At 69.8% G+C, this 25,102-nt stretch carries 26 protein-coding genes and 1 pseudogene; 12 read left to right on the top strand and 15 right to left on the bottom strand.

The annotated features are described in order from the left end of the window. Positions 1–20: 20 nt before the first annotated feature. Together M3B01_RS06910 and M3B01_RS06905 are read right to left on the bottom strand one after the other, a co-directional pair. Complete coding sequence (locus M3B01_RS06910) at positions 21–698, bottom strand: C39 family peptidase (RefSeq protein WP_193865518.1); 678 nt, start codon at positions 696–698, stop codon at positions 21–23. 193 nt (positions 699–891) lie between these two features. After that, positions 892–2,428: pseudogene (locus M3B01_RS06905) on the bottom strand (helicase HerA-like domain-containing protein). 201 nt (positions 2,429–2,629) lie between these two features. Between M3B01_RS06905 and M3B01_RS06900 the strand changes: the two are divergent. Further along, entirely contained in the window at positions 2,630–3,637 is a 1,008-nt protein-coding gene (locus M3B01_RS06900) for an acyltransferase domain-containing protein (RefSeq protein ID WP_259790511.1), read from the top strand. 39 nt (positions 3,638–3,676) lie between these two features. On the opposite strand, the gene M3B01_RS06895 is transcribed toward M3B01_RS06900, so the two are convergent. Next, positions 3,677–4,306, bottom strand: coding sequence for a TetR/AcrR family transcriptional regulator (locus M3B01_RS06895; RefSeq protein WP_193865521.1), 630 nt, complete (start codon positions 4,304–4,306; stop codon positions 3,677–3,679). Between the two features lie 140 nt (positions 4,307–4,446). On the opposite strand from M3B01_RS06895, the gene M3B01_RS06890 reads away from it, so the two are divergent. Together M3B01_RS06890 and M3B01_RS06885 are read left to right on the top strand one after the other, a co-directional pair. Continuing rightward, entirely contained in the window at positions 4,447–6,192 is a 1,746-nt protein-coding gene (locus M3B01_RS06890; RefSeq protein ID WP_259790508.1) for an MDR family MFS transporter, read from the top strand. A gap of 117 nt (positions 6,193–6,309) precedes the next feature. Continuing rightward, entirely contained in the window at positions 6,310–7,407 is a 1,098-nt protein-coding gene (locus M3B01_RS06885; RefSeq protein WP_259790507.1) for a GNAT family N-acetyltransferase, read from the top strand. Positions 7,408–7,438: 31 nt separating this feature from the next. Here the strand turns inward: M3B01_RS06885 and M3B01_RS06880 are convergent, their stop codons facing one another. The 5 genes from M3B01_RS06880 to M3B01_RS06860 form a co-directional block, all read right to left on the bottom strand. Beyond that, entirely contained in the window at positions 7,439–7,699 is a 261-nt protein-coding gene (locus M3B01_RS06880; protein ID WP_259790505.1) for a hypothetical protein, read from the bottom strand. Beyond that, positions 7,696–9,198 (bottom strand): MFS transporter, encoded by a 1,503-nt coding sequence (locus tag M3B01_RS06875; protein ID WP_259790504.1) that lies wholly within the window; start codon positions 9,196–9,198, stop codon positions 7,696–7,698. The genes M3B01_RS06880 and M3B01_RS06875 overlap by 4 nt, the downstream gene beginning before the upstream one ends. A gap of 156 nt (positions 9,199–9,354) precedes the next feature. After that, the gene (gene guaA / locus M3B01_RS06870) at positions 9,355–10,977 is read right to left on the bottom strand and encodes a glutamine-hydrolyzing GMP synthase (RefSeq protein WP_259790502.1); all 1,623 of its coding nucleotides are present in this window, start codon (positions 10,975–10,977) and stop codon (positions 9,355–9,357) included. An 18-nt stretch (positions 10,978–10,995) separates the two neighbouring features. Then, the gene (locus M3B01_RS06865; protein WP_193865527.1) at positions 10,996–11,409 is read right to left on the bottom strand and encodes a DUF3817 domain-containing protein; all 414 of its coding nucleotides are present in this window, start codon (positions 11,407–11,409) and stop codon (positions 10,996–10,998) included. Next, a complete protein-coding gene (locus M3B01_RS06860) occupies positions 11,406–12,254 on the bottom strand; it encodes an SURF1 family protein (RefSeq protein WP_259790500.1) in 849 nt (282 codons plus the stop codon). Before M3B01_RS06860 ends, M3B01_RS06865 begins: the two co-directional genes overlap by 4 nt. A gap of 150 nt (positions 12,255–12,404) precedes the next feature. Between M3B01_RS06860 and pta the strand changes: the two genes are divergently transcribed. From pta to M3B01_RS06845, 3 genes are all read left to right on the top strand, one after another. Beyond that, positions 12,405–14,486, top strand: a complete 2,082-nt coding sequence (pta, locus tag M3B01_RS06855; protein WP_259790497.1) for a phosphate acetyltransferase — start codon at positions 12,405–12,407, stop codon at positions 14,484–14,486. Positions 14,487–14,611: 125 nt separating this feature from the next. Next, complete coding sequence (locus tag M3B01_RS06850) at positions 14,612–15,832, top strand: acetate kinase (protein WP_259790494.1); 1,221 nt, start codon at positions 14,612–14,614, stop codon at positions 15,830–15,832. A 100-nt stretch (positions 15,833–15,932) separates the two neighbouring features. Further along, positions 15,933–16,277 (top strand): hypothetical protein, encoded by a 345-nt coding sequence (locus tag M3B01_RS06845; protein WP_259790492.1) that lies wholly within the window; start codon positions 15,933–15,935, stop codon positions 16,275–16,277. A gap of 39 nt (positions 16,278–16,316) precedes the next feature. Here M3B01_RS06845 and M3B01_RS06840 read toward each other — a convergent pair whose 3' ends face one another. The 4 genes from M3B01_RS06840 to M3B01_RS06825 are packed head-to-tail and all read right to left on the bottom strand — an operon-like array spanning position 16,317 to position 18,387. Further along, positions 16,317–16,880 carry a GNAT family N-acetyltransferase gene (locus tag M3B01_RS06840; protein ID WP_193865531.1) on the bottom strand — a complete coding sequence of 188 codons (564 nt, stop codon included), beginning with the start codon at positions 16,878–16,880 and terminating at the stop codon, positions 16,317–16,319. 58 nt (positions 16,881–16,938) lie between these two features. Continuing rightward, the gene (locus M3B01_RS06835) at positions 16,939–17,097 is read right to left on the bottom strand and encodes a hypothetical protein (RefSeq protein ID WP_193865532.1); all 159 of its coding nucleotides are present in this window, start codon (positions 17,095–17,097) and stop codon (positions 16,939–16,941) included. Positions 17,098–17,117: 20 nt separating this feature from the next. Then, complete coding sequence (locus M3B01_RS06830; RefSeq protein WP_259790489.1) at positions 17,118–18,227, bottom strand: GuaB3 family IMP dehydrogenase-related protein; 1,110 nt, start codon at positions 18,225–18,227, stop codon at positions 17,118–17,120. A 31-nt stretch (positions 18,228–18,258) separates the two neighbouring features. Beyond that, entirely contained in the window at positions 18,259–18,387 is a 129-nt protein-coding gene (locus tag M3B01_RS06825) for a hypothetical protein (RefSeq protein WP_259790519.1), read from the bottom strand. Between the two features lie 13 nt (positions 18,388–18,400). Between M3B01_RS06825 and M3B01_RS06820 the strand changes: the two genes are divergently transcribed. The 4 genes from M3B01_RS06820 to M3B01_RS06805 all read left to right on the top strand — a co-directional run bounded on the left by M3B01_RS06820 (position 18,401) and on the right by M3B01_RS06805 (position 20,990). After that, positions 18,401–19,285: an alpha/beta fold hydrolase gene (locus tag M3B01_RS06820; protein WP_396123343.1), complete on the top strand. Its 885-nt coding sequence runs from the start codon at positions 18,401–18,403 to the stop codon at positions 19,283–19,285. Beyond that, positions 19,282–19,995: a TetR/AcrR family transcriptional regulator gene (locus tag M3B01_RS06815; RefSeq protein WP_259790485.1), complete on the top strand. Its 714-nt coding sequence runs from the start codon at positions 19,282–19,284 to the stop codon at positions 19,993–19,995. The genes M3B01_RS06820 and M3B01_RS06815 overlap by 4 nt, the downstream gene beginning before the upstream one ends. Then, positions 19,992–20,240: an alpha/beta fold hydrolase gene (locus M3B01_RS06810; protein WP_259790482.1), complete on the top strand. Its 249-nt coding sequence runs from the start codon at positions 19,992–19,994 to the stop codon at positions 20,238–20,240. Before M3B01_RS06815 ends, M3B01_RS06810 begins: the two co-directional genes overlap by 4 nt. 84 nt (positions 20,241–20,324) lie before the next feature. Continuing rightward, positions 20,325–20,990 carry a hypothetical protein gene (locus M3B01_RS06805; protein ID WP_259790479.1) on the top strand — a complete coding sequence of 222 codons (666 nt, stop codon included), beginning with the start codon at positions 20,325–20,327 and terminating at the stop codon, positions 20,988–20,990. A gap of 99 nt (positions 20,991–21,089) precedes the next feature. Here M3B01_RS06805 and M3B01_RS06800 read toward each other — a convergent pair whose 3' ends face one another. Next, complete coding sequence (locus M3B01_RS06800) at positions 21,090–21,542, bottom strand: PH domain-containing protein (protein ID WP_193865537.1); 453 nt, start codon at positions 21,540–21,542, stop codon at positions 21,090–21,092. A gap of 181 nt (positions 21,543–21,723) precedes the next feature. Here M3B01_RS06800 and M3B01_RS06795 point away from each other — a divergent pair, with 181 nt between their 5' ends. Together M3B01_RS06795 and M3B01_RS06790 are read left to right on the top strand one after the other, a co-directional pair. Continuing rightward, positions 21,724–22,662: a hypothetical protein gene (locus M3B01_RS06795; RefSeq protein ID WP_259790475.1), complete on the top strand. Its 939-nt coding sequence runs from the start codon at positions 21,724–21,726 to the stop codon at positions 22,660–22,662. Positions 22,663–22,866: 204 nt separating this feature from the next. Continuing rightward, entirely contained in the window at positions 22,867–23,646 is a 780-nt protein-coding gene (locus M3B01_RS06790; protein WP_259790472.1) for a hypothetical protein, read from the top strand. A gap of 45 nt (positions 23,647–23,691) precedes the next feature. Here M3B01_RS06790 and M3B01_RS06785 read toward each other — a convergent pair whose 3' ends face one another. Both M3B01_RS06785 and M3B01_RS06780 read right to left on the bottom strand, forming a co-directional pair. After that, positions 23,692–24,414 (bottom strand): exonuclease domain-containing protein, encoded by a 723-nt coding sequence (locus tag M3B01_RS06785; protein WP_259790469.1) that lies wholly within the window; start codon positions 24,412–24,414, stop codon positions 23,692–23,694. Between the two features lie 103 nt (positions 24,415–24,517). Next, positions 24,518–25,048 carry a hypothetical protein gene (locus M3B01_RS06780; RefSeq protein WP_259790466.1) on the bottom strand — a complete coding sequence of 177 codons (531 nt, stop codon included), beginning with the start codon at positions 25,046–25,048 and terminating at the stop codon, positions 24,518–24,520. Positions 25,049–25,102: the final 54 nt, after the last annotated feature.

Below are 25,102 nucleotides of genomic sequence, written 5' to 3'. Positions count from 1 at the left end.
ACGACGGGATCAGCCAGCTGTCACCAGAAATAGCCCGCGTCCCAGCCGTCGTAAACGCCGCACAGGTTCGCGACCTGCCACAGGGGCAGCCAGTAGTAGGCCGGGGCGGTGAACCCGCCCAGGGCGCTGCCCGCGGGGTCCGCGATGAGCAGCTCGCGGGTGTCCGGGTCGTAGCCGTCGATCACCACGTAGTGCCCGATGCGGCTGGTGTTCCCGTGCCACAGCGGGTAGGAGCCCGCCGGGGCCTGCCAGTACGCGATCGAGGGGTACCCGTTGCGGACGTTCTCAGTGACGCGCTCCCACAGCAGGTTCGCGGAGTAGGAGGTCGCCGGCTTGGTGGGGACCTTCTGGAAGCTGTAGGTGGCTCCGGGCATCGTCGCGCTGAGGTAGTCGTCGATGGTCCAGAACGGGGTGGCGCCGTACTCCTCCGTCTCCAGGTGCGCGGCGATCGTCGCGAGCGACGGCGGCGTCGCCATCTTCGCGCTCAGTACCATCCACACCGACGTCGGGCCGCAGTAGTAAGAGTTCGGCTGGTAGAGGTGCTTCGAGGCGGTCTCGACGCGGCCGGAGGCGGAGGCCGGCGCCGACAGCGCGGCGCTGCCGGCCGCCAGGCCGGTCCCGAGGAGCGCGGCGGTGCCGAGCGTGCGCAGGGCTCCGCGGCGGGTCAGCCGGGGAGCGGTCGTCGTGAGATCGGGCATGTCGGTCCCTTCGATGCGGGGGGATGGAGGCCACCCGGGGCCGCAGGCGCGCCGCTGACCGCCTCGACGAGCTCGGGGCCGTCCCAGCGGGCCGAACGCCCCGGGCCCGATCAGGCTAGGGTCCACGCCGCCGGATGTCGATGGGTAGCTCTACCCCTTGACATCTGACCTCAGATGCTTCCCCTCCCCACGCTCAGCGCCGTCGGCGCCGGGTCCCGAAGAGGCTGCGCGTGATCTCCCGGCCCAGCACCGTCCCGGCCGAGCGCAGGAACGACTTCACCGCCGGGTTGGCGAGCACACCCTCGTCCTTCGCACCGGAGGAGCGCTTCCGGGCAGGGGCCGCGGCGCCCTTTGTCCGCGTCGACGTCGGCGCCGGCTCTGCGCCCTCCTCTGCGGCGGCCTCGGCCTCCGCCTCGGCTCGCTCGGCGAGGATCTCGAAGGCGCTCTCGCGGTCCACGGGGGTGCCGTACTTCTGCTGGAGAGGGGAAGCGGCGACGGCCTGCTCGATGACCTGCTCCCCGGCGGGCACCATCGCGGATTCGGGGGCGCGCACCGCTGTGATCGCGACCGGCGTCGGGGCGCCGTCCTCGCTCATCACGGTGACGATGGCCTCGCCGGTGCCGAGCCCGGGGATGACCTTCTCGAGGTCGTGCTCCGAGGTGGGGAAGGTGGAGGCGGTGGCCTTGAGCGCCTTCGCGTCGTCCGGGGTGAAGGCCCGCAGAGCGTGCTGGACCCGGTTGCCCAGCTGGGCGAGCACGTCGCCGGGGATGTCCTTCGGGGTCTGGGTGATGAAGAAGACCCCAACCCCCTTGGAGCGGATGAGCCGGACCGTCTGCACCACCTGGTCCAGGAAGGACGCGGAGGCGTTCTTGAACAGCAGGTGCGCCTCGTCGAAGAAGAACACCAGCTTCGGCACCTCGGCGTCGCCCACCTCGGGCAGCTCCTGGTACAGCTCCGCGAGCATCCACATCATGAAGGTGCTGAACAGCCCCGGGCGGGTGGCCACCCCGGGCAGTTCCAGGCAGGAGATGATCCCGGTGCCCTCGGGCGTGGAGCGCAGCAGCTCCTGCACGTCGAAGGCCGGTTCGCCGAAGAACACATCGGCCCCGGACGCTTCGAAGGCGGTGAGCTTGCGCAGGATCACCCCGGCGGTGGCGGTCGAAATGCCGCCGATGCCCTTCAGCTCGAGCTTGCCCTCCTCGGAGGTGAGGAACTGGATCAGGGCACGCAGGTCCTTCAGGTCCAGCAGAGCCAGACCGCCCTGGTCCGCGTAGTGGAAGATCAGGCCCAGCGAGCTCTCCTGGGTCTCGTTGAGATCCAGCACCTTGCTCAGCAGCACCGGCCCGAAGTCGCTCACGGTGGTGCGGATCGGCACCCCCTGGCCCTGACCGCCCAGGCTGTAGAACTCCACGGGAGCCGCGCGGGAGATCCACTCCTGGCCTCGCGCGGCAGCGCGCGGTGAGCTTCTCGGAGGCGGGCCCGGGCACGGCGATGCCGGAGAGGTCACCCTTCATGTCCGCCACGAACACGGCGGCGCCGGCGTGGGCGGCCTGCTCGGCGATCACCTGCAGGGTGCGGGTCTTGCCGGTGCCGGTGGCGCCGGCGATCAGGCCGTGGCGGTTCAGCATCGAGACGGCGAGGTTCACCGGCACGCTCGGGTCCGGCTCGTCCCCGTCGAGCATCGCGCCGAGGTGGATGCGCGCACCCTCGAAGCCGTAGGCGGTGCGGATCGCCTCGGCCTTCTACGAGCTCGCGGGCGGCGCGGCCGGGGCGTCCTGTGCCCGGGAAGCCGGGGCGTCCTGCGTCCCGGGCGTGGCGGGATCCTGCTGCGCACTGGTCATCATGGCCTCCTCGCCGGCGAACCGGCGCGCTCGCGGTCGGGACGCACCGATCGTAGCGGGAGAACGCGGCTGACCCGCTACCGTGATCACATGAAGCCACCCCCGCCGGCCGAGATCCGTGCCGAGGACGAGCTCGCCGCCGCGGACGTACGCGTCATGCTCACCGCCCCCTCCCGCGCCGCCCTGCTCGAGAACCTCGGGATCACCGACCAGGACGCCTCGGACCTGCTCCCCTTGCTCGACGCCGCCGCGGCCGACGCGGAGGTGCTGGCCGAGGTGGCCGAGACCGCGAACCGTCTGCGCGCCGCCGCCGGACTCGAGGTGCCCGAGGTCGACCTCGCCGCCGAGAAGGAGCGCCACGACGCCCTCCAGCGGCGTCTTGCCCCCGGGGAGGGTCTGGTGGCGATCCTCGCCCTGCTGGTCTCGACCTCGACGGTGCGCGCCTGGCACGCCGTCCGCGGGCTCACTCCCGAGCAGTCCTGGGAGGTGCTCGCCGATCTCGGCCAGCAGATGCGGGTCCATCGCGCCGGCACGGGGCGCCTGGGCCTCCACCAGCAGAACTGGGTGAGCATGAACTGGGCGGGACGGCTCGTGCACCTCGGGCGCCTCCAGTTCGACCTGCACCGCCGAAGGGCCGCCCTGCTCGCAGGCGCCGGTTCGACGCCGTCGGCCGATAGCTCCCGCCGCTGGGTGCTCGGCACCCACATCCCGGCGCGGGGCCCGCTGGATCCCTCGGAGGTCGACGCCTCCTTCGACGCCGCGACCGCCTACTTCACGGAGCACTACCCCGAGCTCGGCGCGGGGCGCGGCCCGGAGGAGCCCGCGTTCGGCCATGAGTTCGTCTGCGACTCGTGGCTGCTGAGCGACCAGCTCGCCGAGATCACGGGAGAGGGCTCGAACCTCGCCCGCTTCGCCGCGCGCTGGGAGATGCTCGAGCGCTCCCGGATGGACGACGGGGCGCTCTTCTTCGTGTTCGGCCGCCGGCCACCGGTCGACGTCGCCTCGCTCCCCCGCTCCTCGCGCCTCGAGCGCGGGGTCGCCGAGCGCCTCGAGGACGGGCGCGGCTGGATCGGCGGCCTCGGGCGCCTGCTGCGCTGAACCCTGCCCACCTCGGCCCGGGCTCACTCGGCCTCCGGCTCAGATCTCGGTGCCCGACCCGTCGTAGAGGGTGAGCACCTGGTCGAAGGCGCGGACCGGGTCGATGCCGCGCCGCATGGAGATCGCGAACGCGCTGCGGGTCAGGGCGAAGCTGACCTGCACCAGGATCACCGCATGATCGCGGGCGAACTCGCCCTCGAGCGCCTCCGCGAGCTCCTCGACCAGCTCGGTCTGCATCGCCTGGAGGTTTCCGCTGGAGACCAGGTGCAGGCTCGGCTCCTGCTCCATGACCTGCTTCTTCAGCTCGCGCAGACCGCGGTCGACGGGGACGTTCGCGATCGCCTCACGCATGATCGAGCGCATCGCCTCGCGCGCCGGCATGACCGCGAGCTTCTCCCGCAACGAGGCGATCGCCTGCGCGCCCTCCCCGCCGTTGATCCCGAGGATCGCGGACTCCTTGGTCGCCCAGTGGTTGAAGAAGGTGCGGGTGGAGACCCCGGCGCGCTCGGCGATCATCTGCGCTGTGACCGCCGAGAGCCCGTGCTCGACCACCAGCTCGAGGGCGGCGCGATGCATCGCCATGCGGGTCTGGCGCTTCTTCTGCTCCCGCAGGCCGAGCTCCTCCGAGCCCGCAGAATCATGGTCATCGGTCGTCTGCGCGGAAGTCACGTTCCCATCCTAGGTCCGACACATCACTCAATCTGCACTCGATGCAATAGTGCAGTCAATGCAACAGTTCTGTATTGTTGCCGAGTCACAGCCCGACGGGGTGCTGCGGCCGTCCCCCACCGCTCACCCCCGAGGACCTCATGACTGCATCCATCACCCGGGCACCGCAGGCGGAAGCCGCAGAACCCGCCGCCTTCACCGGCCTCGACCGCCAGGGCACGCTCGTCTTCGTCGGGCTCATGCTCGGCATGTTCGTCGCCTCCCTCTCCCAGACCATCGTCGGTCCGGCGATGCCGCGCATCGTCGCCGAGCTCGGCGGCGTCGAGCACTACAGCTGGATCGCGACCGCCGCGATGCTCGTCTCCGCCGTCGCGGTCCCGATCGTCGGCAAGCTCTCCGACCTCTACGGGCGCCGCTGGTTCTACCTCGGCGGCCTCGCCGTGTTCATGATCGGCTCCGTGCTCGCCGGCCTCGCCCAGGGCTTCTGGTTCCTGGTCTTCGCCCGCGCCGTGCAGGGCCTGGGCATGGGCACCCTGATGCCGCTGAGCCAGACCATCATCGGCGACATCATCCCGCCCCGTCAGCGCGGCAAGTACCAGGGCATCATGGGCGCCGTCTTCGGCGTGACCTCCGTGGTGGGCCCGCTCCTCGGTGGCACCATCACCGACAACTTCGGCTGGCGCTGGCTGTTCTACCTCACCCTCCCTCTCGGCGTGGTCGCCTTCGGCTTCATCCTGCGCTTCCTGCACCTGCCGGCCGCCGGCCAGCACGGCAAGGTCGACCTGCTCGGTTTGATCACGCTGACCCCCGGACTCGTCGTCGGCCTGCTCGCGACCACCTGGGGCGGCAACGACTACGCCTGGGGCTCCCCCGTGATCATCGGGATGTACGCGGTGGCGGCCGCGTTCCTGATCGCCTTCGTCGTCATCGAGACCAAGGTGCCCGAGCCGCTGCTGCCGATGCACCTGCTGCTGCGCCCGATCGTCGCGCTCTCCGTCGCGGCCTCCTTCGCGATCGCGGTGGCGATGTTCGGCGCGATCATCTACATCCCGGTCTACGCGCAGGGGGTCATGGGCGTCTCCGCCACCAACTCCGGCGCGATCCTGATCCCGCTGTCGGTCGCGATGATCCTCACCTCGATCGTGGTGGGCCTGCTGATCACGCGCCTCGGCACCTACAAGATCTTCCTCGTGCTCGGCGGCGCCGTGCTCGTGGGCGGGTACCTGCTGCTGGCGAACCTGCAGTACGGCGACTCGCAGTGGCACCTCACCCTGGCCATGATCGTGATCGGCCTGGGCCTGGGCCTGTGCATGCAGGTGTTCACGCTCGTGGTCCAGAACGTCGTCCCCCGGCGCGAGCTGGGCATCGCCACGGCCGCGATCCAGTTCTTCCGCAACATCGGCTCGACCATCGGCACCGCCGTGCTCGGCACGGTGATGACCGCCCAGATGGGCACCGCCATCCAGAACCAGATCTCGGCCCTGCCCGCCGAGCAGCTCGCCGCGCTCCAGCAGGGCGGCGGCGATCTCGACGCCTCCGGCCTCGAGGCCGCGGTGCTCGACCCGGCAGCGCTCGAGCAGCTGCCCGCCTTCCTCGTGGACCCGATCCGCATGGGCATGAGCGAGGCGATGCACGTCGTGTTCCTCACCGCTGTGCCCTTCGTGGTGCTCGCCTTCGTGCTCTCGCTGTTCGTGAAGCAGGTCCCTCTGCGCGAGACCGTCGAGAGCGCCGAGGACATGGCCGCGGACTCCGACAAGCAGCTCGGCCCCGCCGCCGACGGGGCGCTCGCCGGCGAGCGTGCGGCCGGGTCCGTGCCCGTCACCGGCGAGATCCGCACGATCCATCCCCACGCCGACGGGCAGGACGGCGCGGAGCCCGCCCGCTGACCCGCGCCGTCGCCACCCCGCGCGACGACGCATCGCGACACCCCGCAGCACCGTCCCCTCCCGCGCCAGCTCCCCGATGCCCGAAGTCCTCCCGTCCCCGCGTGAAAAGATGGGCGGATGCTGCTCGTCGATCACTTCGCACCCACGCTGCCCGCCGCTCTCGAGGGCCGACTCGCCACGCGCCTGCCGCTCGCCTCGGACGTGGCCCCCGTGACCGAGCTGCTCACGGCCGCGATGCGCCGCTACGACCCTGAGGCCGCGGTCGACGAGGCAGGACTGCGCTCGCGGATGGTGGGGCTGAAGTCGTGGTCCCGGCGCCAGGTCGTCGTCGTGCCCGCCGGCGCCGACGGCTCCCCCACCCTCGAGCTGCCGCCTCTGGCGTGGATCGCTCTCGAGGACCGCGCGAGCGGGCGCACGAACGTCCAGTTCGTCATCGCCGCCGACGCCCCCGAGCGGGAGGAGCTCGCCGCCTCGCTGCTGGACTGGGCGGTCGAGGTGGGCGGCTCCTTCGCCCGCGCCCGCGGCGTGGAGGCCACCAAGCTCACCACCGACGCGAACGCGCTGGACACCGACCGCGCCCAGCTCCTCGAGGTGGCAGGCTACGAGATGGTCCGCTCCTGGCTGCACATGCGCCGCCCCGTCTCACCCGAGGAGGCGACCTCGCTGCCCGCCCCGCGGGAGGGGACCCGGGTCCGGCGCGTGCACCGTCACGAGTCCGGCCTGCCGGTCGCCCAGGACGTCCGCACCGTGCACCGGATGCTTGAGGAGTCGTTCGCCGACCACTGGGGCTCCTACCGCGAGTCCTTCGCCGAGTTCGTCCAGCGCCTGATCGAGGCCCCGGACGAGGCCGACTGGGACCACTGGTGGATCGCGGAGATCGAGCGCGAGGGCCGCTGGCTGCCGGCGGGTGGCCTCGTCGCCGCCCTGATCAAGGCCACCGCAACCCGCGGCGAGGGCACGTATCTGGAGTACCTCGGTGTGCACCGCAGCGCCCGTGGGCACGGGATCGCGAAGTCCCTGCTGCGGGCAGCGTTGCGAGACGCCGCCGAGCGCGGGCGGAAGTTCGTCGACCTCGAAGTGGACGAGGACTCCCCCACCGGCGCGGACCGGATCTATGCCTCGATGGGATGGGAGACCTATGAGCGCACCCGCTCCTGGCATGCGACCGCGCCCTCGCACCCCTCGCGTCTGCTGGAGCCGCCGCCCTCGGCGTGACCCGCCGGTGCACAGGGCAGCACGGGGCCGGTCAGGCGGTGGGCCCGCGGCGCCCGCGCATCCATCGCCAGAGCCGCAGCGGGAACATGCCCAGTAGCGGGGCGTGCTCGCCGAGGCGGGCGTCACCGCGCTGGTCGAAGGCCGCAGCGAAGCGCTCGGCCTCGGCTGCGGTGTCGTAGTCCTTCGTGCCTCCGCCTTCTCCGCAGCCCCGCTCGCACTCCCAGCGCATCGTGCGTCCATCGGCGCGGAAGGCCGGTCGGTGGCCGAACACCAGGCAACCCAGGGGCGTCATGCCCGCTCACCCGTCTCTCCTGCGCCCATCTCGGTCTCGCCGTCGCCGGGGCCGTCATCCTCCTGCGCGGTGAGCGGGGCGGCGAGGTCCTCGAGCTCCCGCCCCTCCGCGCGGACGCCGAACACCAGCTCGGCGACGCCGCCGAGGGACATCACCGCCGCGGCGATCAGGAAGCCGATGGCCACCGGCATCCGCTCCCCGGTGTCGATGAGGCTTCCGAACAGCAACGGGCCGGCGATGCCGCCCGCCGCGGTCCCGAGCGCATAGAAGAAGGCGATCGCGAGCGCCCGCGTCTCCATCGGGAAGATCTCGCTCACCGTCAGATAGGCGGCGCTGGCGCCGGAGGAGGCCAGGAAGAACGTGATCACCAACAGGATCATGAAGGCGGTGAGCCCGCCGGTCTGGCTGAGGAACACCCACGCCAGGGGCAGGGTCACCGCGGCGCTGCCGAAGTAGGCGAGGGCGATCATCGGTTTGCGACCGACGCTGTCGAAGAAGTGTCCCAGCAGCACCGGGCCGGCGAAGTTCGACAGCGCCCAGAAGATGATGAACAGCGGAGTGAGCGACGCACCGACGTCGTAGAAGGACGACAGCAGAACGCCGAGGTTGAAGGTGATGCCGTTGTAGAGGAACGCCTGTCCGAGGAACAGCGCCAGGCACAGGATCGAGCGCCGCGGGTACTTGCGGAATGCGACCGAGGCGATCTCGCGGAACGGGATCGCCTTGCGCTGACGGATCGTGAGCGAACCCTCCGCCGGGGGCAGCTCCTCGCCCCGTTCCTCCTCGATGCCCTCCTCGATCCCGCGCACGATCCGTTCGGCCTCCTCCTCGCGGCCGTGGATGAACAGCCAGCGAGGGCTCTCCGGCACGTGGCGCCGCACGAACAGCACGCAGATGCCGAGGACCGCGCCGAAGCCGAAGGCGAGTCGCCATCCCAGATCGATGGGCAGCAGCACCGTGCTGAGCAGCACCAGCGACAACGCGGAGCCCGCGGCCGAGCCCAGCCAGTAGGAGCCGTTGATGATCAGGTCCACCCGCCCCCGCGCCCTCGCAGGGATCAGCTCGTCGATCGCAGAGTTGACGGCCGCGTACTCACCGCCGATCCCGGCGCCGGTCAGGAAGCGGCAGAGGAAGAAGTACCAAGGGGAGAAGGAGAAGGCCGTCGCCACGGTGGCCACGAGGTAGAGCACGAGCGTCCACAGGAAGAGCTTCTTGCGGCCCAGCCGGTCGGTGAGCTGGCCGAAGACGAGCGCACCGAGGCAGGCGCCGACGATGTAGATGGCACCGGCCACGCCGATCTGGCCGGCGGAGATGTCCAGACCGCTGCCGTCCTCGGTGAGCCGGGCGGCCACGTTGCCGACCATCGTCACTTCGAGGCCGTCGAGGATCCATACGCTGCCCAGCCCGATCACCACGCGCCAGTGGAAGCGGGACCAGGGCAGGCGGTCCAGCCTCGAGGGCACCTGCGTCGTGATCGTGTCGCTCTCGGCCTCGGCCATCAGTCCACCCTTCTCACTCGACGACGTCGCGACAGTCGACGGAGGACGACCGCTCACCGACGTCCGCAGAACGCAGCCCTTCGCCGCCCGACGCGGCAAGGCGCCTCCCCGCCGATCGGTCGGAGCCTGCTGCGAAGTCCCCGACGGCGCAGGGGCTCACTCCCACTCGATGGTGCCCGGGGGCTTGCTGGTCACGTCCAGGACCACGCGGTTGATCTCGGGCACCTCATTGGTGATGCGGGTGGAGATGCGGCCCAGCACCTCGTACGGCACCTTGGCCCAGTCGGCGGTCATGGCGTCGTCGCTGGTGACGGGGCGCAGCACGATGGGGTGGCCGTAGGTGCGGCCATCGCCCTGCACGCCCACGGAGCGCACATCTGCCAGCAGCACCACGGGGCACTGCCAGATCTCGCGGTCCAGACCGGCAGCGGTGAGCTCCGCACGGGCGATCGCGTCGGCTCGCCGCAGGATGTCCAGGCGCTCACGGGTGACCTTGCCGATGATGCGGATGCCCAGGCCCGGCCCGGGGAACGGCTGGCGCCAGACGATCTCGTCGGGCAGGCCCAGCTCTGAGCCGACGGCGCGCACCTCGTCCTTGAACAGGGTGCGCAGCGGCTCGACGAGTTCGAAGGAGAGATCCTCCGGCAGGCCGCCCACGTTGTGGTGGCTCTTGATGTTGGCAGCGCCCTCTCCCCCGCCGGACTCGACGACGTCGGGGTACAGGGTGCCCTGGACCAGGAACGCGGTGGCGTCCTCGCTGGTGGTGTGGGTGCCGCCGCCGGCCTCGTCCTCCACCAGGCCGCGCTCGCGGAGGATCTCGGCCTGGGCGCGCTCGAAGGTGCGGATGAACTCGCGGCCGATGATCTTGCGCTTCTGCTCGGGGTCGGTGACCCCGGCCAGTGCCTGCAGGAACTGGTCCTCGGCATCGACCACCACGAGCTTCGCCCCACCGGTGGACTCGCCGAAGGCCTTCTCGATCTGCGCGGACTCGTCCTGCCGCATGAGTCCATGGTTGACGTACACGCAGGTGAGGCGGTCCCCTATGGCACGCTGCACGAGGGCCGCGGCCACGGCGGAGTCCACGCCGCCGGAGAGCGCACAGATGGCGGTGCCCTCGCCCACCTGCTCGCGGATCCTCTCGACCTGCTCCTCGATCACGTTGCCGGTGGTCCAGGTGGGGTCGATGCCGGCGCCCCGGTACAGGAAGTTCTCCAGCACTTCCTGGCCGCGGTCGGAGTGACCCACCTCGGGGTGCCACTGCACGCCGTACAGCCGCTTCTCGGGGTGCTCGAAGGCCGCCACGGGACTGCCGGCGGAGGTGGCCACCACCTGGAATCCCTCCGGCGCGGCGGTGACGGAGTCGCCGTGGCTCATCCACACGTTCTGCTCGACGTCCTGATCGGCCAGCAGCTGGGACGCGGCGTCGACGGCCTCCAGGCGCGTCGCTCCGTACTCGCGCACACCGGTGGGGGCGACGGTGCCGTCGAGTGCGGCGGCCATCGACTGGAACCCGTAGCACAGGCCCAGCACAGGAACCCCGGCCTCCAACAGCGCCGGGTCCAGGCGTGGGGCTCCGGGTTCGTACACCGAGCTGGGGCCTCCGGAGAGGATGATCGCCAGCGGTCTGCGAGCCAGGATCTCCGCCACCGGCATGGTGTGCGGGACGACCTCGGAGTAGACGTCGGCCTCACGGACCCGGCGCGCGATCAGCTGCGCGTACTGGGCCCCGAAGTCGACGACGAGGACCGGATCGGCATCGGTGTTCTCAGCTGTGCTCACGCCCGGAAGTCTACGGCGTCAGGCAGGGCGTTCCTGGTCCTGCAGCGTGGGGCGGCGGGAGAGATCGGACTCCACCTGCTGGTGGGTCCAGCGCTCCCCGAAGAAGGACAGCACCGGGACCACACCGAAGAACATCAGCAGCAGCATCCGCGGCAGCCCCCAGCGCATCCGCATCCACAGGTCGAAGGCGAGGATCACGTAGACCATGTAGATCAGGCCGTGGATCGGGGACCACACCGAGGAGATCTGGTCCCAGGTGGCGGAGGTGGAGGTGAACAGACCCTCGCCGCCGTACACCCCGTACCGCATCACCATGATCGCGACCAGCACCAGCAGTGCGATGCCCTCCACGATGGAGGCGATGCGGAAGCGCGCGAAGGAGGTCCGCACGGCCATTTCGTCGAGGGGGCGGGTGGAGGAGGCCACGATCATCGGTCCTTGTCAGCAGTCGGGGCGGCGGCGGAAGAGGTCGCCGGGGCGGTATCGGACCCGCCCACGCTACCGCCATCCAGCTCTCGTTCGAGTGCCTCGCGCTGGTCGGCCAGCTCGTCCAGGTAGGCGGTGCGCACAGAGCGCCCCCACAGGTACAGGAAGAAGGCCCCGAACAGGATCCACTGCGCGGCGTAGCCGATGTTCTGCCAGTCCAGCCCGCGCGAGAACGCCGACTGCGCGGCCGGCATCGGTGACAGGCCCGCGGACTCGGAGGTCTGAGCCACGTACCCGGCGTACATGGGCGCGCCCCATTCGTTGACCAGCTGCGGGGTGGCGATCTCCGTGGCCACGCCCCCCTCGATGCCGTCGGAGGCGGCCTCGCTGGCCTCGATCCGACCGGCCACGGCGACCTCGCCCGACGGGGGCGGCGGTGCCAGGGAGGGGTCGAGGTGGCCGTCGGCGCCGGTGACCTCTGCGGTGGGCAGCCAGCCGCGCGCAACCGGGAGGCGGGCTGCCGTGCCGTCGTCGAGGTCGACGTGCAGGGCCGTGACCACCACGGTGGCCTCGGTCCCGTCGATGCGCCGCCCGGCCACCAGCACCTGCTCGGCGGGATCGAACCGCCCCTGTGCGGTGACCAGCTCGCCCACGATGTCGTTGGTCACGGCTCCCCCGACCTCGAGCACGTCGCGCACGTCCCCCAGCTCAGCGGGGGCATCATCGCGGCTGGTCAGGGCACGGTGGGCACGGTCCCACTGCCAGGAGGCCAGCAGTCCGCACCCCACCGTCGCCGCCACCATGAGGGCGAGCAGGCCCAGCAGGCGGGGGCGAAGAGCGGTGCGCAGCATGACCCCATGGTAGGAGCGTCAGCTGGGGACCAGGCGTGCACAGCTGGCATCTGCCCAGGTGCGGGGGGGGCAGCATGAGAGCCGTCACCGCTGTGGGCAGCGGGACTTCGGGCCTGCCGTCGTGGGCTCCCCCACCGTATTGTGGGGAGCGTGTCGCAGAGTGTCTATGTCGCCAGCCCGGAGGGAATGACAGGGAAGTCGATGGTGGCTTTCGGTCTTCTCGAAGCCCTCGCATCCCAGTCCGACCGCGTCGGGGTGTTCCGACCGGTCGTCAAGGCCGATCGGGCGCGTGACTACGCGGTCGACCTGCTGACCCGGCATCCCGCCGTGGACCAGTCCTACGAGGACGCCATCGGCGTGGACTACCAGCTGATGCTCTCGGACCCGGACAAGGCGCACGAGCAGATCCTGCGCCACTACCGCGAGCTCGCCGAGCGCTACTCGATGCTCGTCGTGCTGGGCTCGGACTACGACGACCTGGCCAACCCTGCCGAGCTCTCCTTCAACGCGGAGGTCGCGGCGAACCTGGGTGCCTCCGTGGTGCTGGTGCTGTCCGGGCTGGACCGCAGCCCCGAGCAGATCGGGGCGCTCGCCTCGGTGTCCCTGGGCGAGTTCGCCGGGCACCACGCCCCGCCGATCGCCGTGGTGGTCAACCGTGCGGATCCCGACTCGCTCACGCAGATCCACGAGACCGTGGCCGCGAAGGCCCAGGGCGGCATCGTCGCGGTGATCCCGGAGAGCCCGGTCATCATGGCCCCCACCGTGGGGGAGCTCAAGGAGGCCGTCGGCGGCAGCCTGCTGCAGGGCAACCCCGAGTGGTTGGGGCGCGTGGCCATCGGCACCGTGGTGGCCGCGATGAGCCTGCCCAACGTGCTGAACCGCCTCACGGAGAACTGCACCGTCGTCGCCCCCGGCGACCGGTTCGACCTGCTGCCCGGGCTGCTGATGGCTCAGCAGTCGGGCACGTTCCCCTCGCTGTCCTCGATCGTGCTGACCGGGGGCTACGAGATCCCGGAGGAGGTCACGCGGCTGCTCAGCGGCGTCCAGCAGGACCTCCCGGTGATCGCCACCGACCTGTCCACCTTCGAGACCGCCGTGCAGGTGGCCAAGACCCGTGGCCGCCTCCAGGCCAGCAGCCCGCAGAAGCTGGATGCCGCCCGCCGTGCCGTGGCCGAGCACCTGCCCACGCCCACCCTGCTGAAGGCCCTCGAGGTCAACCGCAGCGAAGTGGTCACCCCGATGATGTTCGAGTTCGAGCTGCTGGCCCGTGCCCGCGGCGAGAAGAAGCGGATCGTGCTGCCCGAGGGCGATGAGCCCCGCATCCTCGCCGCCGCCGAGGCGATCCTGGCCCGCGGCGTGGCGGATCTGATCCTGCTGGGCGACGAGAACGCGATCCGGGCCAAGGCCTCCCAGCTGGGCCACGACATCTCCGAGGCCCGTGTGGTCTCCCCCCAGGATCCGGAGCTGCTGGAGAAGTACTCTGCGGAGTACGCACGCCTGCGCGCCAAGAAGGGCGTGACCATCGAGCAGGCCCGCGAGAAGGTGCAGGACGTCTCCTACTTCGGCACCATGATGGTGCAGATGGGCGAGGCCGACGGCATGGTCTCCGGGGCGGTCCATTCCACCGCCCACACGATCCGCCCCTCCTTCGAGATCATCAAGACCAAGCCGGGCGCGAAGATCGTCTCCTCCGTGTTCCTGATGGCCCTGCACGACCGGGTGCTGGTGTACGGCGACTGCGCGGTGAACCCTGACCCCACCGCCGAGCAGCTGGCCGACATCGCGGTCCAGTCCGTCGCCACCGCGGAGCAGTTCGGCATCGACCCGAGGGTCGCGATGCTCTCCTACTCCACCGGCACCTCCGGGACCGGCGCCGACGTGGACAAGGTGCGCGAGGCCACCGAGATCGTGCGCGGGGAGAACCCCGAGCTCGACGTCGAGGGCCCTATCCAGTACGACGCCGCGGTGGACGTCTCGGTCGCCAAGACCAAGCTGCCCGAGTCCTCCGTGGCCGGCCGTGCCACCGTGTTCGTCTTCCCGGACCTCAACACCGGCAACAACACCTACAAGGCCGTGCAGCGCTCCGCCGGGGCGATCGCCATCGGCCCGGTGCTGCAGGGCCTGAACAAGCCGGTCAACGACCTCTCCCGCGGCGCGCTGGTGGACGACATCATCAACACCGTGGTCATCACCGCCATCCAGGCGCAGGCCGAGTCCACCGCTGCACACTGACCCGCCACCGGGCGGCCATCTACTGTCGCCCTCGGGCCCCGCGCAGGTGTGCCGACACCATCGTCGGTGCCCCCGGCCGCGCCCCGACCGACACCGACCTCCCACAGACCAGGAGACACCACCCCATGAACGCCACGCCCGCCGATCCCCGCGTCCTCGTGATCAACTCTGGCTCCTCGTCCCTGAAGTTCCAGCTGCTCTCCCCTGCCGATGGCACCGTGGACGCCACCGGGATCGTGGAGCGGATCGGCCTGGACATGGGCGCTGCGCGCATCACCGCCGGGGAGCAGGAGTCCACCTTCGCCGGTCCGGTCCCGGACCACGTGGAGGCGATGAGGATCGTGGAGCAGCTGTTCGGCGAGGTGGGACTGTCCCTCACGGACGATCGCATCATGGCCGTGGGTCACCGCGTGGTGCAGGGCGGTGCGCGTTTCGACGGCCCCACCCTGGTCGATGACGACGTCCGCCAGGACGTGTACGAGCTGGGCCGCCTGGCCCCGCTGCACAACTACGCGGCGGTGGACGGCATCGACGGTGCGCGCAAGCTGCTGCCCGAGGTCCCCCACGTGGTGGTGTTCGACACCTCGTTCTTCACCGCACTGCCCGATGCCGCGGCCACCTACGCGCTGGCCAAGGACTTCGCCCAGCAGTACAGGGTGCGCCGCTACGGCGCCCACGGCACCAGCCACCGGTACGTCTCCGAGACGGTCTCCGCGCACCTGGCCGACCAGGGCAAGGACGTCTCCGACCTGCGCCAGATCGTGCTGCACCTGGGCAACGGGGCCTCCGCCTCCGCCATCCGCGGTGGTGTCCCGCAGGACACCTCGATGGGCCTGACCCCGCTGGAGGGACTGGTGATGGGCACCCGCACCGGTGACATCGACCCCTCCGTGTACATCCACCTGCACCGACAGGCGGGCCTGAGCGCGGACGAGATCGACACCATCCTCAACAAGCGCTCCGGCATGCAGGGGCTGTGCGGCATGAGCGACTTCCGCGACATCACCGCGGCGGTCGACGCGGGTGACGAGACCGCGCGGCTGGCACTGGACGTGTACGTGCACCGCCTGCGCAAGTACATCGGCTCCTACGCCTTCGTGCTGGGCGGCGTGGACACCATCGCCTTCACCGCCGGCATCGGCGAGAACGTGTGGCAGGTGCGCGAGCAGGCCCTGGCCGGCCTCGAGGGCTTCGGCATCGAACTGGACCTGGAGAAGAACCGCGAGCGCTCCAAGCAGCTGCGCGTGATCTCGACCCCCGAGAGCGCCGTGACGGTGCTGGTGGTCCCCACGGATGAGGAGCTGGCGATCGCCCAGCAGGCTGCGGAGGTCGCCGCCGCTCTCTGAGCGCTACGAGACGGCTGCTGCGCGATCTGCCACGGCCCACCGCTACGCCGACTCCCACAGCTGGTCCTCGGCGACCTCGCTGCGCCAGCATACCGACGGCATGGGCGTCAACTATCTCGGTGTCCCCGCAGATTCTGTCAGCACCGTCACCTGTGAGGTGGAGGGCGCCGACATCGAGGTCGAGAGGGACAGCTCCGCCATCGTCCTCGGCGAGATCGACGGCGTGGACTACGTGAGCGTCTACTCGATCACTGCCGTCAGCGAGCAGCAGGTGACGGTGAACTGCGAGGGAACGGACCAGCTCGCCCACGCTCCGATGGGGGCGGTGGGCGTGCTGATCAGCACAGCGATCGGCGTCCTGATCCCGGTGGTCCTGGGCCTGCTGTCGCTGGTTCTCTTGATCTGGGGCATCATCGCCCTGGTGCGCTCCACCAGCCAGCGTTGAGCGGGCGGTGCGCGCCGGTGGGCGACGGCAGCCGGGCGATCAGCGTTCGATGCGCGACAGCAGCCCGGTGCGGATCCCCGGGTACTCCTCCCGCAGGATGCTGAAGTACGCCGCGTCGGCGATGGTGCCGTCGGCGGCAGTGCGGAACCTGCGCAGCGTGCCCTCGTAGGTCGCTCCCAGTCGTAGGATCGCCCGGCGCGAGCGCTCGTTGCGGCTGTCGCAGCGCAGAGCCACGCGGCCGACGTCAAGGGTGTCGAAGGCATGGTCCAGCAGCAGCAGCTTCACCGTGGGATTCAGCGCGCCGCCCCACAGCTCCCGCGCGTAGTGTGTGTTGCCGATCTCGACCCGCAGGCGCGGCACCAGGTCGTACAGCGTGGTCCGGCCGACGACGGTGCCCTCGTGCTCCACGGCGAAGCCGTACAGCGCCGGGCGGGAGACCAGCTCGAGAAGGTGCTGGGCCATCTCCTGATCCGTGCGTGGCAGCGGCACGCTCATCCCCGACCAGATCTCCTGGTCGACGATGGCGCGGAGCGCGGGAGCGTCGTCCGGCTGCAGCGGGCGCAGGCGCACCGAGCCATGGGCGAGGGTGATGTCGTGCTGCATGGGTGCTCCTGGTGGTTCGTGGCCGGGAAGGGAGGGCCGATGATCTGGTGGTCGCGGTTCAGTGCTCGCCGAGCATCTGTCCGCCATCCGGCCGGGTCCTGCCCAGCATGCGGCGGCGACGGGTGGCCTCCTGCTCCGCCTGGATCTTCTTGTGCACGCCGGCCGCCACCGCCCAGACCAGGCCGAGCCGCACCGAAAGGATCTGGAACCCCTCCATTGCTCTGCCTCGTTTCGAGCTCAGACGGTGGTGACGACCTCGACCCGCTGGAACTCCTTGAGATCGAGGTAGCCGGTGGTGGCCATGGCGTGCCGCAGAGCTCCCACCATGTTGGTGGTGCCGTCGGCGGCGACCGACGGGCCGAACAGGATCTGCTCGAGCGGGCCGGCCGTGCCCACGGCCACGCGGTGGCCGCGCGTGAGCGTGGGATGGTGGGCCTCGCTTCCCCAGTGGTAGCCGCGCCCAGGAGCCTCCTCGGCGCGAGCCAGGGCCGCACCGACCATCAGGCCGTCGGCCCCGCAGGCGATGGCCTTGACCAGGTCGCCGGAGTGGCCCAGGCCGCCGTCGGCGATGACATGCACGTAGCGGCCACCGGACTCGTCCAGGTAGTCGCGGCGAGCACCGGCCACGTCGGCCACGGCGCTGGCCAGCGGCACCGAGATGCCGAGGGTCTCGCGAGTGGTGTGGGAGGCCCCACCGCCGAAGCCGACCAGCACACCGGCAGCGCCCGTGCGCATCAGGTGCAGGGCCGCGGTGTAGGTGGCGCAGCCGCCCACGATCACGGGGACGTCCAGCTCGTAGATGAACCTCTTGAGGTTCAGCGGTTCGCGCCCGGAGGAGACGTGCTCGGCCGAGACCGTGGTGCCGCGGATGAAGAACAGGTCCACACCGGCGTCGACGACCGTCTTCCAGTGCTCCTGGGTGCGCTGGGGCGACAGGGAGCCGGCGGCGGTCACGCCCGCGTCTCGCAGTTCGCGGATCCGGTCGCGGATCAGCTCCGCCTTGACCGGTTCGGCGTAGATCTCGCGCATCAGGGCCACCACGTCGTCGTCCGAGGCGGCGGCGATGCGGTCGTAGTAGCGGGTGGGGTCCTCGTAGCGGGTCCACAGGCCCTCGAGGTCCAGCACGCCCAGGCCGCCGAGCTTGCCCAGGGCGATCGCGGTGGCCGGGGACATGGCGGAGTCCATGGGGGCACCGAAGATGGGGATGTCGAAGTGGTAGGCGTCCATCTGCCACGCCGTGGAGACGTCCTCGGGGTCACGGGTGCGGCGGGAGGGCACCACCGCCACGTCGTCGAGGCTGTAGCTGCGTCGTCCCCGCTTGTTGCGGCCGATCTCGATCTCGCTCATCACCATGCCAGTCTATCGACGCTTCGAAATCTCACAGCCGAACCGCCCCCTGCTCGCGCCGCCGGGCGATGTGCTGCTGGTGCAGGTCGGCGCGCGAGGAACGCGACACGGCACGCGTGGTGACGACCACGAGTTCTGACTGTTTGACCAGAATCGTCATTCCGGTCAAACTGGTGGTGCTGGAAGGCCTCGACGGACAAGGAGCCGGGCCCGTGAATGACGACGATCGCAGCCGAGCACACTCGGTGACCGTGGAGCGCGCAGGGTCTCGCCTGCACGCCTGGGTCCACGGGTCCGACGGCGCACCCCTGATCGCCCTCACGCATGGGGCCACCATGGATCACCGCATGTTCGATCCGCAGATCCCCGCGCTCACGGACGCCGGGTACCGAGTGCTAACCTGGGACGTGCGAGGACACGGCATATCGAAGCCGTTGGGCCGCACCCCGATCACGATCGGCGACATGGCCGAGGACCTGTTCGCACTGCTGGAGCACATAGGAGTCGACGAACCGATCTGCGTGGGCGGCCAGTCACTGGGCGGGATTGTGGCACAGGAGATGGTGCTGCGCCGGCCGGGCGTCTTCAGTGCCGTGGTCATCATCGGATCCACCTGCACGACGATGCCGATACCCCGGTGGGAGCAGTGGGCTCTGCGCACGTCGACGTTGTGGTTCGTCCCATGGCCGTGGGGGTTCCTCCAACGAACCTTCGCTCGCTCCACTGCACGCACGCGAAACGTCCAGGAGTATGCGGTCGATGCCATCGGCCAGTTGTCCAAACGCGAGTTCCTGCATGTGTGGGGGGCTGTGACACGCGCGATCCGGCCCCGTCCCAACTACCTGATCGAGGTGCCGCTGCTGCTCACCCACGGCGAACACGACAGGACGGGCAACGTCGCTCGCACGATGCCGGCATGGGCCGCACGTGACCCGCATTCGCGTTACGAGGTGATCCCCGATGCCTCGCACAACGCGAACCAGGACAACCCAGCGCGCTTCAACCAGGTGCTGCTGGAGTTTTTGACCGAGCACTATCCCGCAGGAAGCACGGCATGAAGGACCGACGCGAACAGCTGCTGGAGGCCGCTGCACAACTCTTCGTCCAGCACGGCGTCCGCAAGACGAGCGTCGCGGACGTGACCCGCGCCGCGGGTGTCTCCAAGGGGTCCTTCTATCTGGAGTTCTCGTCCAAGGACGCCCTGTTCGACGAGGTGGTGCGCCACGAGTTCAGCGCCTACCTCGCCGACGCCGCGGCGCGTGTGGCGCAGGACCCAGCGGGAGGACGGCTCTCCCGCATCTACCACCACAGCGTGCATGCGCTGCTGCACCGCGCGTTCCTGCGCTCGCTCTACACGGACACCAGCGGGGCACTGACGGGACTGCTCCACGGTCGCGGTCCGGGTCACTACCGGCCCCGCGTGCTGCTGGGCGCCGAGTTCATCGAGCAGATGCAGGCCGCCGGGCTCATCCGGGCGGATCGACGGCCCGCCGCGATCAGCCACACCCTCAGCACACTGATGGTCGGCCCGCTGCTGTCCGAGCCTCTCTTGCGAAGCGAGGGCTCGCCTCCGCTGGCGGACACCCTGCAGGCGATCAGCTCGATGATCACTGATTCGTACGAGTGCGCGTCCGGCGACGTCGAGGCCGGGAAGAGGGCCTTCGCTGCGCTGATCGAGGCGATGACGGAAGCCATGGGAGAAGATCTGCCGTCGGTGATCGCACCTCGCCCTGCGCCGGGTGAGCCCACAGGCGGAGGACACCGATGATCCTGCAGCGCCCGCGCACGTCGGTCTGCTACGAGGTGAGCGGCGACGGACCAGCGGTCGTCCTGATCCATGCCATCAGCACGGGTCGACGTATGTGGGACCACCACGTCGCGCAGCTTCGCGCACGCTCCAGGGTGATCACGTTCGATGCCCGCGGCGTCGGGGACTCGGGTGACCTGACCGGCACCGATCGTGTGCGGGACCAGATCGCCGACCGCTGTGCCAGCCCCGCGACTTCACCATGATCCTGTCCGAGGCGCTGGACGAAGTGGACAACAGGCAGGCCCACCAGAACGAGTGATCGGCTCGTGAACCACTACCGTTGCTCCATGGACCGTAGCGACCGAGCCAAGGCGGACGACCGACGTCCGGCACTCAACCGGAGGGACCTCGCAGGCTGGGAGGCGACGGGCCCCGGGCACGCACTACTGGGCCCGTTCTCCCCCGTGTGGGCGGCGGGGCCGTCGCTGGCGGGGCTGGTGCTGGCTGTTCCCGCTGCGGCGGAGGCCTTCGGCACGGCCCCGGAGGCTCGCACCCCCGGGTACCTGGTGCCGCTGCTGCTCGCCCTGGCGCTGCTGGCCGGTGGGTACTCGCTGCTGCGCCTGATGCAGCTGGCCGTCATGGCGTCCCGATGGGACGTGAGCCGGCAGGGTGGCATCCCGTCGAGGCGCGTGATGAGTGAGCATTCGATGCACGGCACGTGGGTGACGGGCGTCGGTGGCTCACTGCTGCTGATGGGCGCGCTGGGCGTGTGGTCCGATCTGGACGGGAAGCTGTCCGGCCTCGAGCCGGGCACGACGCTGGTGGCTGTGGGGGCGGCCGGCAGCATCGCTGCACTGGCCCTGGCGAACTGGATCGGGCGCGCGTGGGAGGGACACACCCAGCACCACGAGCGGGTTCAGAAGGAGGAGCGGGAGCGCCGGCTCGCAGACCCCCTGGTCCGCATCAGAGAGGCCAGTCGAGATTCACATCCGGGGTCCGACCCTTCTTCCTGAGGAACTCGTCGACGTTCTCCGCCCAGGAGTGACGCCGGCTAATCTGCCAGGCACCACACCTCGACCATGACTGGGGACGAGCGGCCCTCCGATCTGCCATCAGCTCTCGCGGTACACGGGCCCGAAGCTGCGGCGCATCCGCTCGCGCAGCCTCGCCACCTCATCAGCGCCAGCGCGAAGCTTGAACACAAGGTCCTTCTCCCTCACCGGCGCAAACCGGACCCGTGGCGGAGCCATCAGCCCTCCGGCAGTGATCTCCACCGCCCGGATCTGCGACCGAGAGATCTCACGTCTGACCTTCCAGCGGATCAGCCCCTGCGCCGTCCAGAGCACGCGGCGATCAGTGACCAGCAGCACCGGGGGATCCTCCGTCGCGACCTGTCCAACAGCAGCGGCCACCACCCGCTCGTCCTCCTCAAGGACCGCACGCGAAGTCCAGACCTCGAAGTCGGCGATGCCGTCCTCCCTCATCAGCTGTGCGAGGCTCTGCTCAGCAGGACTGCTCGCCGTGCTGGAGATCGCGTCCTGGTACTCGCGAAAGCGACTGTCCATATCGCCAGCATAGACATGATCCGATGTGCGGAGCCCGGTTCTCGATCGATGCCCATGGGGACTTCTCCCCATGGCCCCGATCAGCCCTCCCACCGTACTGTCGCACCTGAATCCAGCAACGTCAGGCTGCGCCCCGGCCTCCGAGCCAGGCGTGCGCCTCCCTCATCCCAAGGAAACGGCCATGCCCTTCATCGGTGGCGATACAGAACAGATGCGCCAATACAGCGAATTGGCCACACGAAAGAGCACGCTGCTCGCGGAGATGGGCTCCCACCTCGACGCAGTTGTGCTCAATGAGCAGATGTGGGTCGGCCACGATGCCGATGAATTCCGCACCAGGTACCAGACTGACATCCGGCCCCGGCTGGACCAGGTCAGCGCCGATGTGCAGGGCTGCGGCATCACCGTGACCGATCACGCCGAGGAGCAGGACGCCGCTTCCGGCGCGGACTCCGGCACAGGTACCGACAACGGCAGTACCGGAAACGGCAACGGTGGGGGTGGACTCCCCGAGTGGTTGACCAACCCGACCAAGACCTGGTCCGACTTCCAGAAGCTGTGGAACAAGGGCAAGAAGCTCTTCGACGTCTCCCGGGCTGTTCCGTCCTGGATGCGCGGGCTGACGGACCCGGATGCAATGAAGCAGATCGGCCATCTCCTGGATGCGAACCTGCTCGCCCAGTCGAAAGTGTTCAACTGGGGCAAGGAGTTCAGCAAGCTGACGGAGAAGGTCCTAGGCAACTTCAACATCCCTACCGGGTTCTTCAACCGGCAAGCGTTCGGGTTCATCGATGATTTCGCCCAGGGCTTCGCAGGCAAGGCCTCCCACTTCCTGAGCAATCCCGCATTCCGCCTCGCCGGCAAGGCGGCACCGTGGTTGGACGTGGGGCTCGGCGGCTTCGAGGCGTACGAGGGCTTCCGCGATGGGGATCGGCAGAAGCAGGTCACCGGCGGCATGACAGCCGTAGGCGGCGGTATGGTCCTGGCTGGTGCAGCGGCCTCCGCAACCGGTGTTGGAGCAGTTGCCGGCGTGCCGTTGATGGTCGGGGGGACTGCACTCAGCCTCGGCGCTGCCGGATTGGACATTGCGAAGGACTATTTCGGCTGGAGCGGATTCTGAGACCCTCGCGACATCGATACCGGCCCACCGGTCCTCCCCCACCGCCTCAGCGAACCGGATGACCCCGCCCCTGCCGGTTAAAGTGGCGCTGTCTCCGTCTCACCCGTCAGCCCCGAGGAGTTCTTGATGCCCCCCTCTACGCTCGGCCCCACCTCGCTGATCACGGAGCGCGATGTCAGCTCTGTCAGGTTTCTGCTTCAGCAGATGCCGGAGAGTGAAGAGCAGACGACTTTCATCATGCTCACCGATGAAGAGATCGCGGGGGTCGATGGCACGCAGTCCCTCGAACTGGTGGGGAGCCCCTACCTCTCGAACGAGGGCATCGACCAGCGCTCGGCCGTGGCCTCCGCGACTCGCTCCTTGGCTGCCCGCGGCATGGTCACCCTGGACCCTGAAGCACGGGACGACGAGGGTGCCGTGCTCGAAGGGGACGGCGACCCCTCGAAGCGCACCATGCAGCTCAGCCCTGTTCTGGCCGGCGTGTTCCTGCTGCGCCGGTCGGCCGCCGGTTTCCTCACCGCGACGCGGGTGCTCGAGGACGGAACCACGACGAACTCTCTGTATTTCACGCCCGACGGCACGGCGCTGGAAGAGTTCGTCACGACCGACGGCCTGCATCTGTTCAGCCTGCTGCGACGCGATGCGATCGCTGACCGGCTGGCCACCTATGCTGACCCGTTCAACGCCGCTTCGGAGGACGGCGAAGAGCAGATGATGAACCGCTCCGAGCTGACACCGGGGTTCGTGCTTCCCGATACCCGCGTGGCCACCACGTTCACTGCGATGCACCCTGGCGGCGGCTACGCAGCCTACGTGTACGCCACCGGTGACGCTGTGCACCTCATCGATGCAGGCGCCTTCGATGAGGACGGCCCGGAGGATTCCCAGACTCTGCCAATGGCTGCGGTCTCGGCGTCGACCCTGAGGGAGATGCTCTCCGCGATCCTCGACGAGGTGATACCACCCGGTCAGCCTCAGCCCTGAGGGCTGGACCCGGCGTGCGGCCCGCCCTGGACGGGAAGCTGTCCGTCAGAGAGGCCAGTCGAGGTTCACGTCCGGGGTCCGACCCTTCTTCCTCAGGAACTCGTTGAAATTCTCCGCCCAGGAGCGATGCCAGCTGATCTGCTGCTGATGCAGGTCCTCCAGGCTGGAGACCCCCACCTGAGGGTGCGCGGCGACGATGGCCCGCAGCACGTCCAAAGTGGCGGAGACGTCCACATCCGCGGTGTGGAGCCTGCCGTCCTGCTGGATCCCGTAGTGCGCCAGCAGATCCGTGAGGGTTCGCTTTCCCTTGCGGTAGCGGTCCACACCACGATCCACCACCAGAGGATCGATCACCGGGGCGATCACATGGCCCACGCGATCGGTGAGGGTGGGCAGCCCCAGGCGGCGCAGCTCGTTCTCCAGGATCGCCAGGTCGAAGCTGCCGTTGAAGGCCACGATGGGGACGTCCAGGGCGAGGGCGTCGGCCAGCATCGTGGCGACCTCGTCGAGGGCCTCGGCGGACTTCATTCCGTGCATGCGGGCGTGCTCGGTGCTGATGCCGTGCACCTTCTGCGCGCCCTCGGGGATCTCCATCTCCGGATCGATGAGCCAGGTCGCGACCGTCTCCCCCAGCCTGCCGGGAGCCACCGAGTGCACCAGGGCCACGGTGACGATGCGATCCCGGCCGACGTCGGTGCCGGTGGTCTCGGTGTCGAAACCGAGCAGCGGGCGCTGGGTCCAGGAGGCGGCAGGGGCGAGTGCGGTCATGGATCCAGGGTAGGCGCCAGGGCCGACATCCCGGTCCGCTGTGGACGGCAGAGCGGCGGGGAGGAACCTGGCTCGCCGGGCACCGGGACCCGGCGCGGACCGGTCAGCTGATCGTCGAGGCGATGATCAGGGCCGAGATCGCGAACGCCCCGAACCAGAGCGCAGGTGCGACAAAGGCGATCAGCAGGCCGGCGATGGCGCGGCCGGGCCGCTCCCGCCGCACCAGCGCCACCACGCCGGTCACCATGGCCGCGAGCGCCGTCAGCCCCCACAGGATGAAGGAGGCGAAGGCCGCGGTCACCAGGGTCTGATAGCCCTCGGGGGTGTCTCCGAGGTAGCGGCCGGCCTCGGCCTCCTGCGGGGCGATGGTGAAGCCCACCAGAGCCGCGACGCCCATACCCCCGATCAGGGCGACCAGGCCGAGGATCAGCGAGATCCGACCCCAGCGGGTGCCGTTGCGCGGGGCGACCGTGCGTCGGTCGGTGCTCGGCGCGGGTGCGGGCGCGGGACCGGCCGTGCCCTGCCCAGGCGCGGGACCGGCTGCATTCAGCGCAGGATCGGGGGCCTGGCTCGGAGTCGGATCGCCTGCGGGGCGCGGATCGGACTGGGGCATCGGGGTGTTCGTCGTGCTCATGGTCCTCGACGTTAACGAATGCGCGCGTCACAGTCCTGGGGGTTATCCCCACGG

Source organism: Brachybacterium sp. p3-SID957 (assembly GCF_025144775.1).
Lineage (GTDB): Bacteria > Actinomycetota > Actinomycetes > Actinomycetales > Dermabacteraceae > Brachybacterium > Brachybacterium epidermidis.
Note: the sequence above shows the minus strand (reverse complement) of the source record. Positions and strands in the feature narration are given on the sequence as shown.

Coding starts and splice junctions, on each gene's coding strand:
- M3B01_RS06880 (WP_259790505.1), bottom strand. CDS start 7,699: ATGACGCCCCTGGGTTGCCTGGTGTTCGGCCACCGACCGGCCTTCCGC.
- M3B01_RS06810 (WP_259790482.1), top strand. CDS start 19,992: ATGATCCTGCAGCGCCCGCGCACGTCGGTCTGCTACGAGGTGAGCGGC.
- M3B01_RS06885 (WP_259790507.1), top strand. CDS start 6,310: ATGCTGCTCGTCGATCACTTCGCACCCACGCTGCCCGCCGCTCTCGAG.
- M3B01_RS06815 (WP_259790485.1), top strand. CDS start 19,282: ATGAAGGACCGACGCGAACAGCTGCTGGAGGCCGCTGCACAACTCTTC.
- M3B01_RS06850 (WP_259790494.1), top strand. CDS start 14,612: ATGAACGCCACGCCCGCCGATCCCCGCGTCCTCGTGATCAACTCTGGC.
- M3B01_RS06890 (WP_259790508.1), top strand. CDS start 4,447: ATGACTGCATCCATCACCCGGGCACCGCAGGCGGAAGCCGCAGAACCC.
- M3B01_RS06790 (WP_259790472.1), top strand. CDS start 22,867: ATGCCGGAGAGTGAAGAGCAGACGACTTTCATCATGCTCACCGATGAA.
- M3B01_RS06800 (WP_193865537.1), bottom strand. CDS start 21,542: ATGGACAGTCGCTTTCGCGAGTACCAGGACGCGATCTCCAGCACGGCG.
- M3B01_RS06835 (WP_193865532.1), bottom strand. CDS start 17,097: ATGGAGGGGTTCCAGATCCTTTCGGTGCGGCTCGGCCTGGTCTGGGCG.
- M3B01_RS06875 (WP_259790504.1), bottom strand. CDS start 9,198: ATGGCCGAGGCCGAGAGCGACACGATCACGACGCAGGTGCCCTCGAGG.
- M3B01_RS06900 (WP_259790511.1), top strand. CDS start 2,630: ATGAAGCCACCCCCGCCGGCCGAGATCCGTGCCGAGGACGAGCTCGCC.
- M3B01_RS06780 (WP_259790466.1), bottom strand. CDS start 25,048: ATGAGCACGACGAACACCCCGATGCCCCAGTCCGATCCGCGCCCCGCA.
- M3B01_RS06785 (WP_259790469.1), bottom strand. CDS start 24,414: ATGACCGCACTCGCCCCTGCCGCCTCCTGGACCCAGCGCCCGCTGCTC.
- M3B01_RS06840 (WP_193865531.1), bottom strand. CDS start 16,880: ATGCAGCACGACATCACCCTCGCCCATGGCTCGGTGCGCCTGCGCCCG.
- M3B01_RS06795 (WP_259790475.1), top strand. CDS start 21,724: ATGCCCTTCATCGGTGGCGATACAGAACAGATGCGCCAATACAGCGAA.
- M3B01_RS06865 (WP_193865527.1), bottom strand. CDS start 11,409: ATGATCGTGGCCTCCTCCACCCGCCCCCTCGACGAAATGGCCGTGCGG.
- M3B01_RS06805 (WP_259790479.1), top strand. CDS start 20,325: ATGGACCGTAGCGACCGAGCCAAGGCGGACGACCGACGTCCGGCACTC.
- M3B01_RS06845 (WP_259790492.1), top strand. CDS start 15,933: ATGGGCGTCAACTATCTCGGTGTCCCCGCAGATTCTGTCAGCACCGTC.
- M3B01_RS06860 (WP_259790500.1), bottom strand. CDS start 12,254: ATGCTGCGCACCGCTCTTCGCCCCCGCCTGCTGGGCCTGCTCGCCCTC.
- M3B01_RS06830 (WP_259790489.1), bottom strand. CDS start 18,227: ATGAGCGAGATCGAGATCGGCCGCAACAAGCGGGGACGACGCAGCTAC.
- M3B01_RS06910 (WP_193865518.1), bottom strand. CDS start 698: ATGCCCGATCTCACGACGACCGCTCCCCGGCTGACCCGCCGCGGAGCC.
- M3B01_RS06825 (WP_259790519.1), bottom strand. CDS start 18,387: ATGACGATTCTGGTCAAACAGTCAGAACTCGTGGTCGTCACCACGCGT.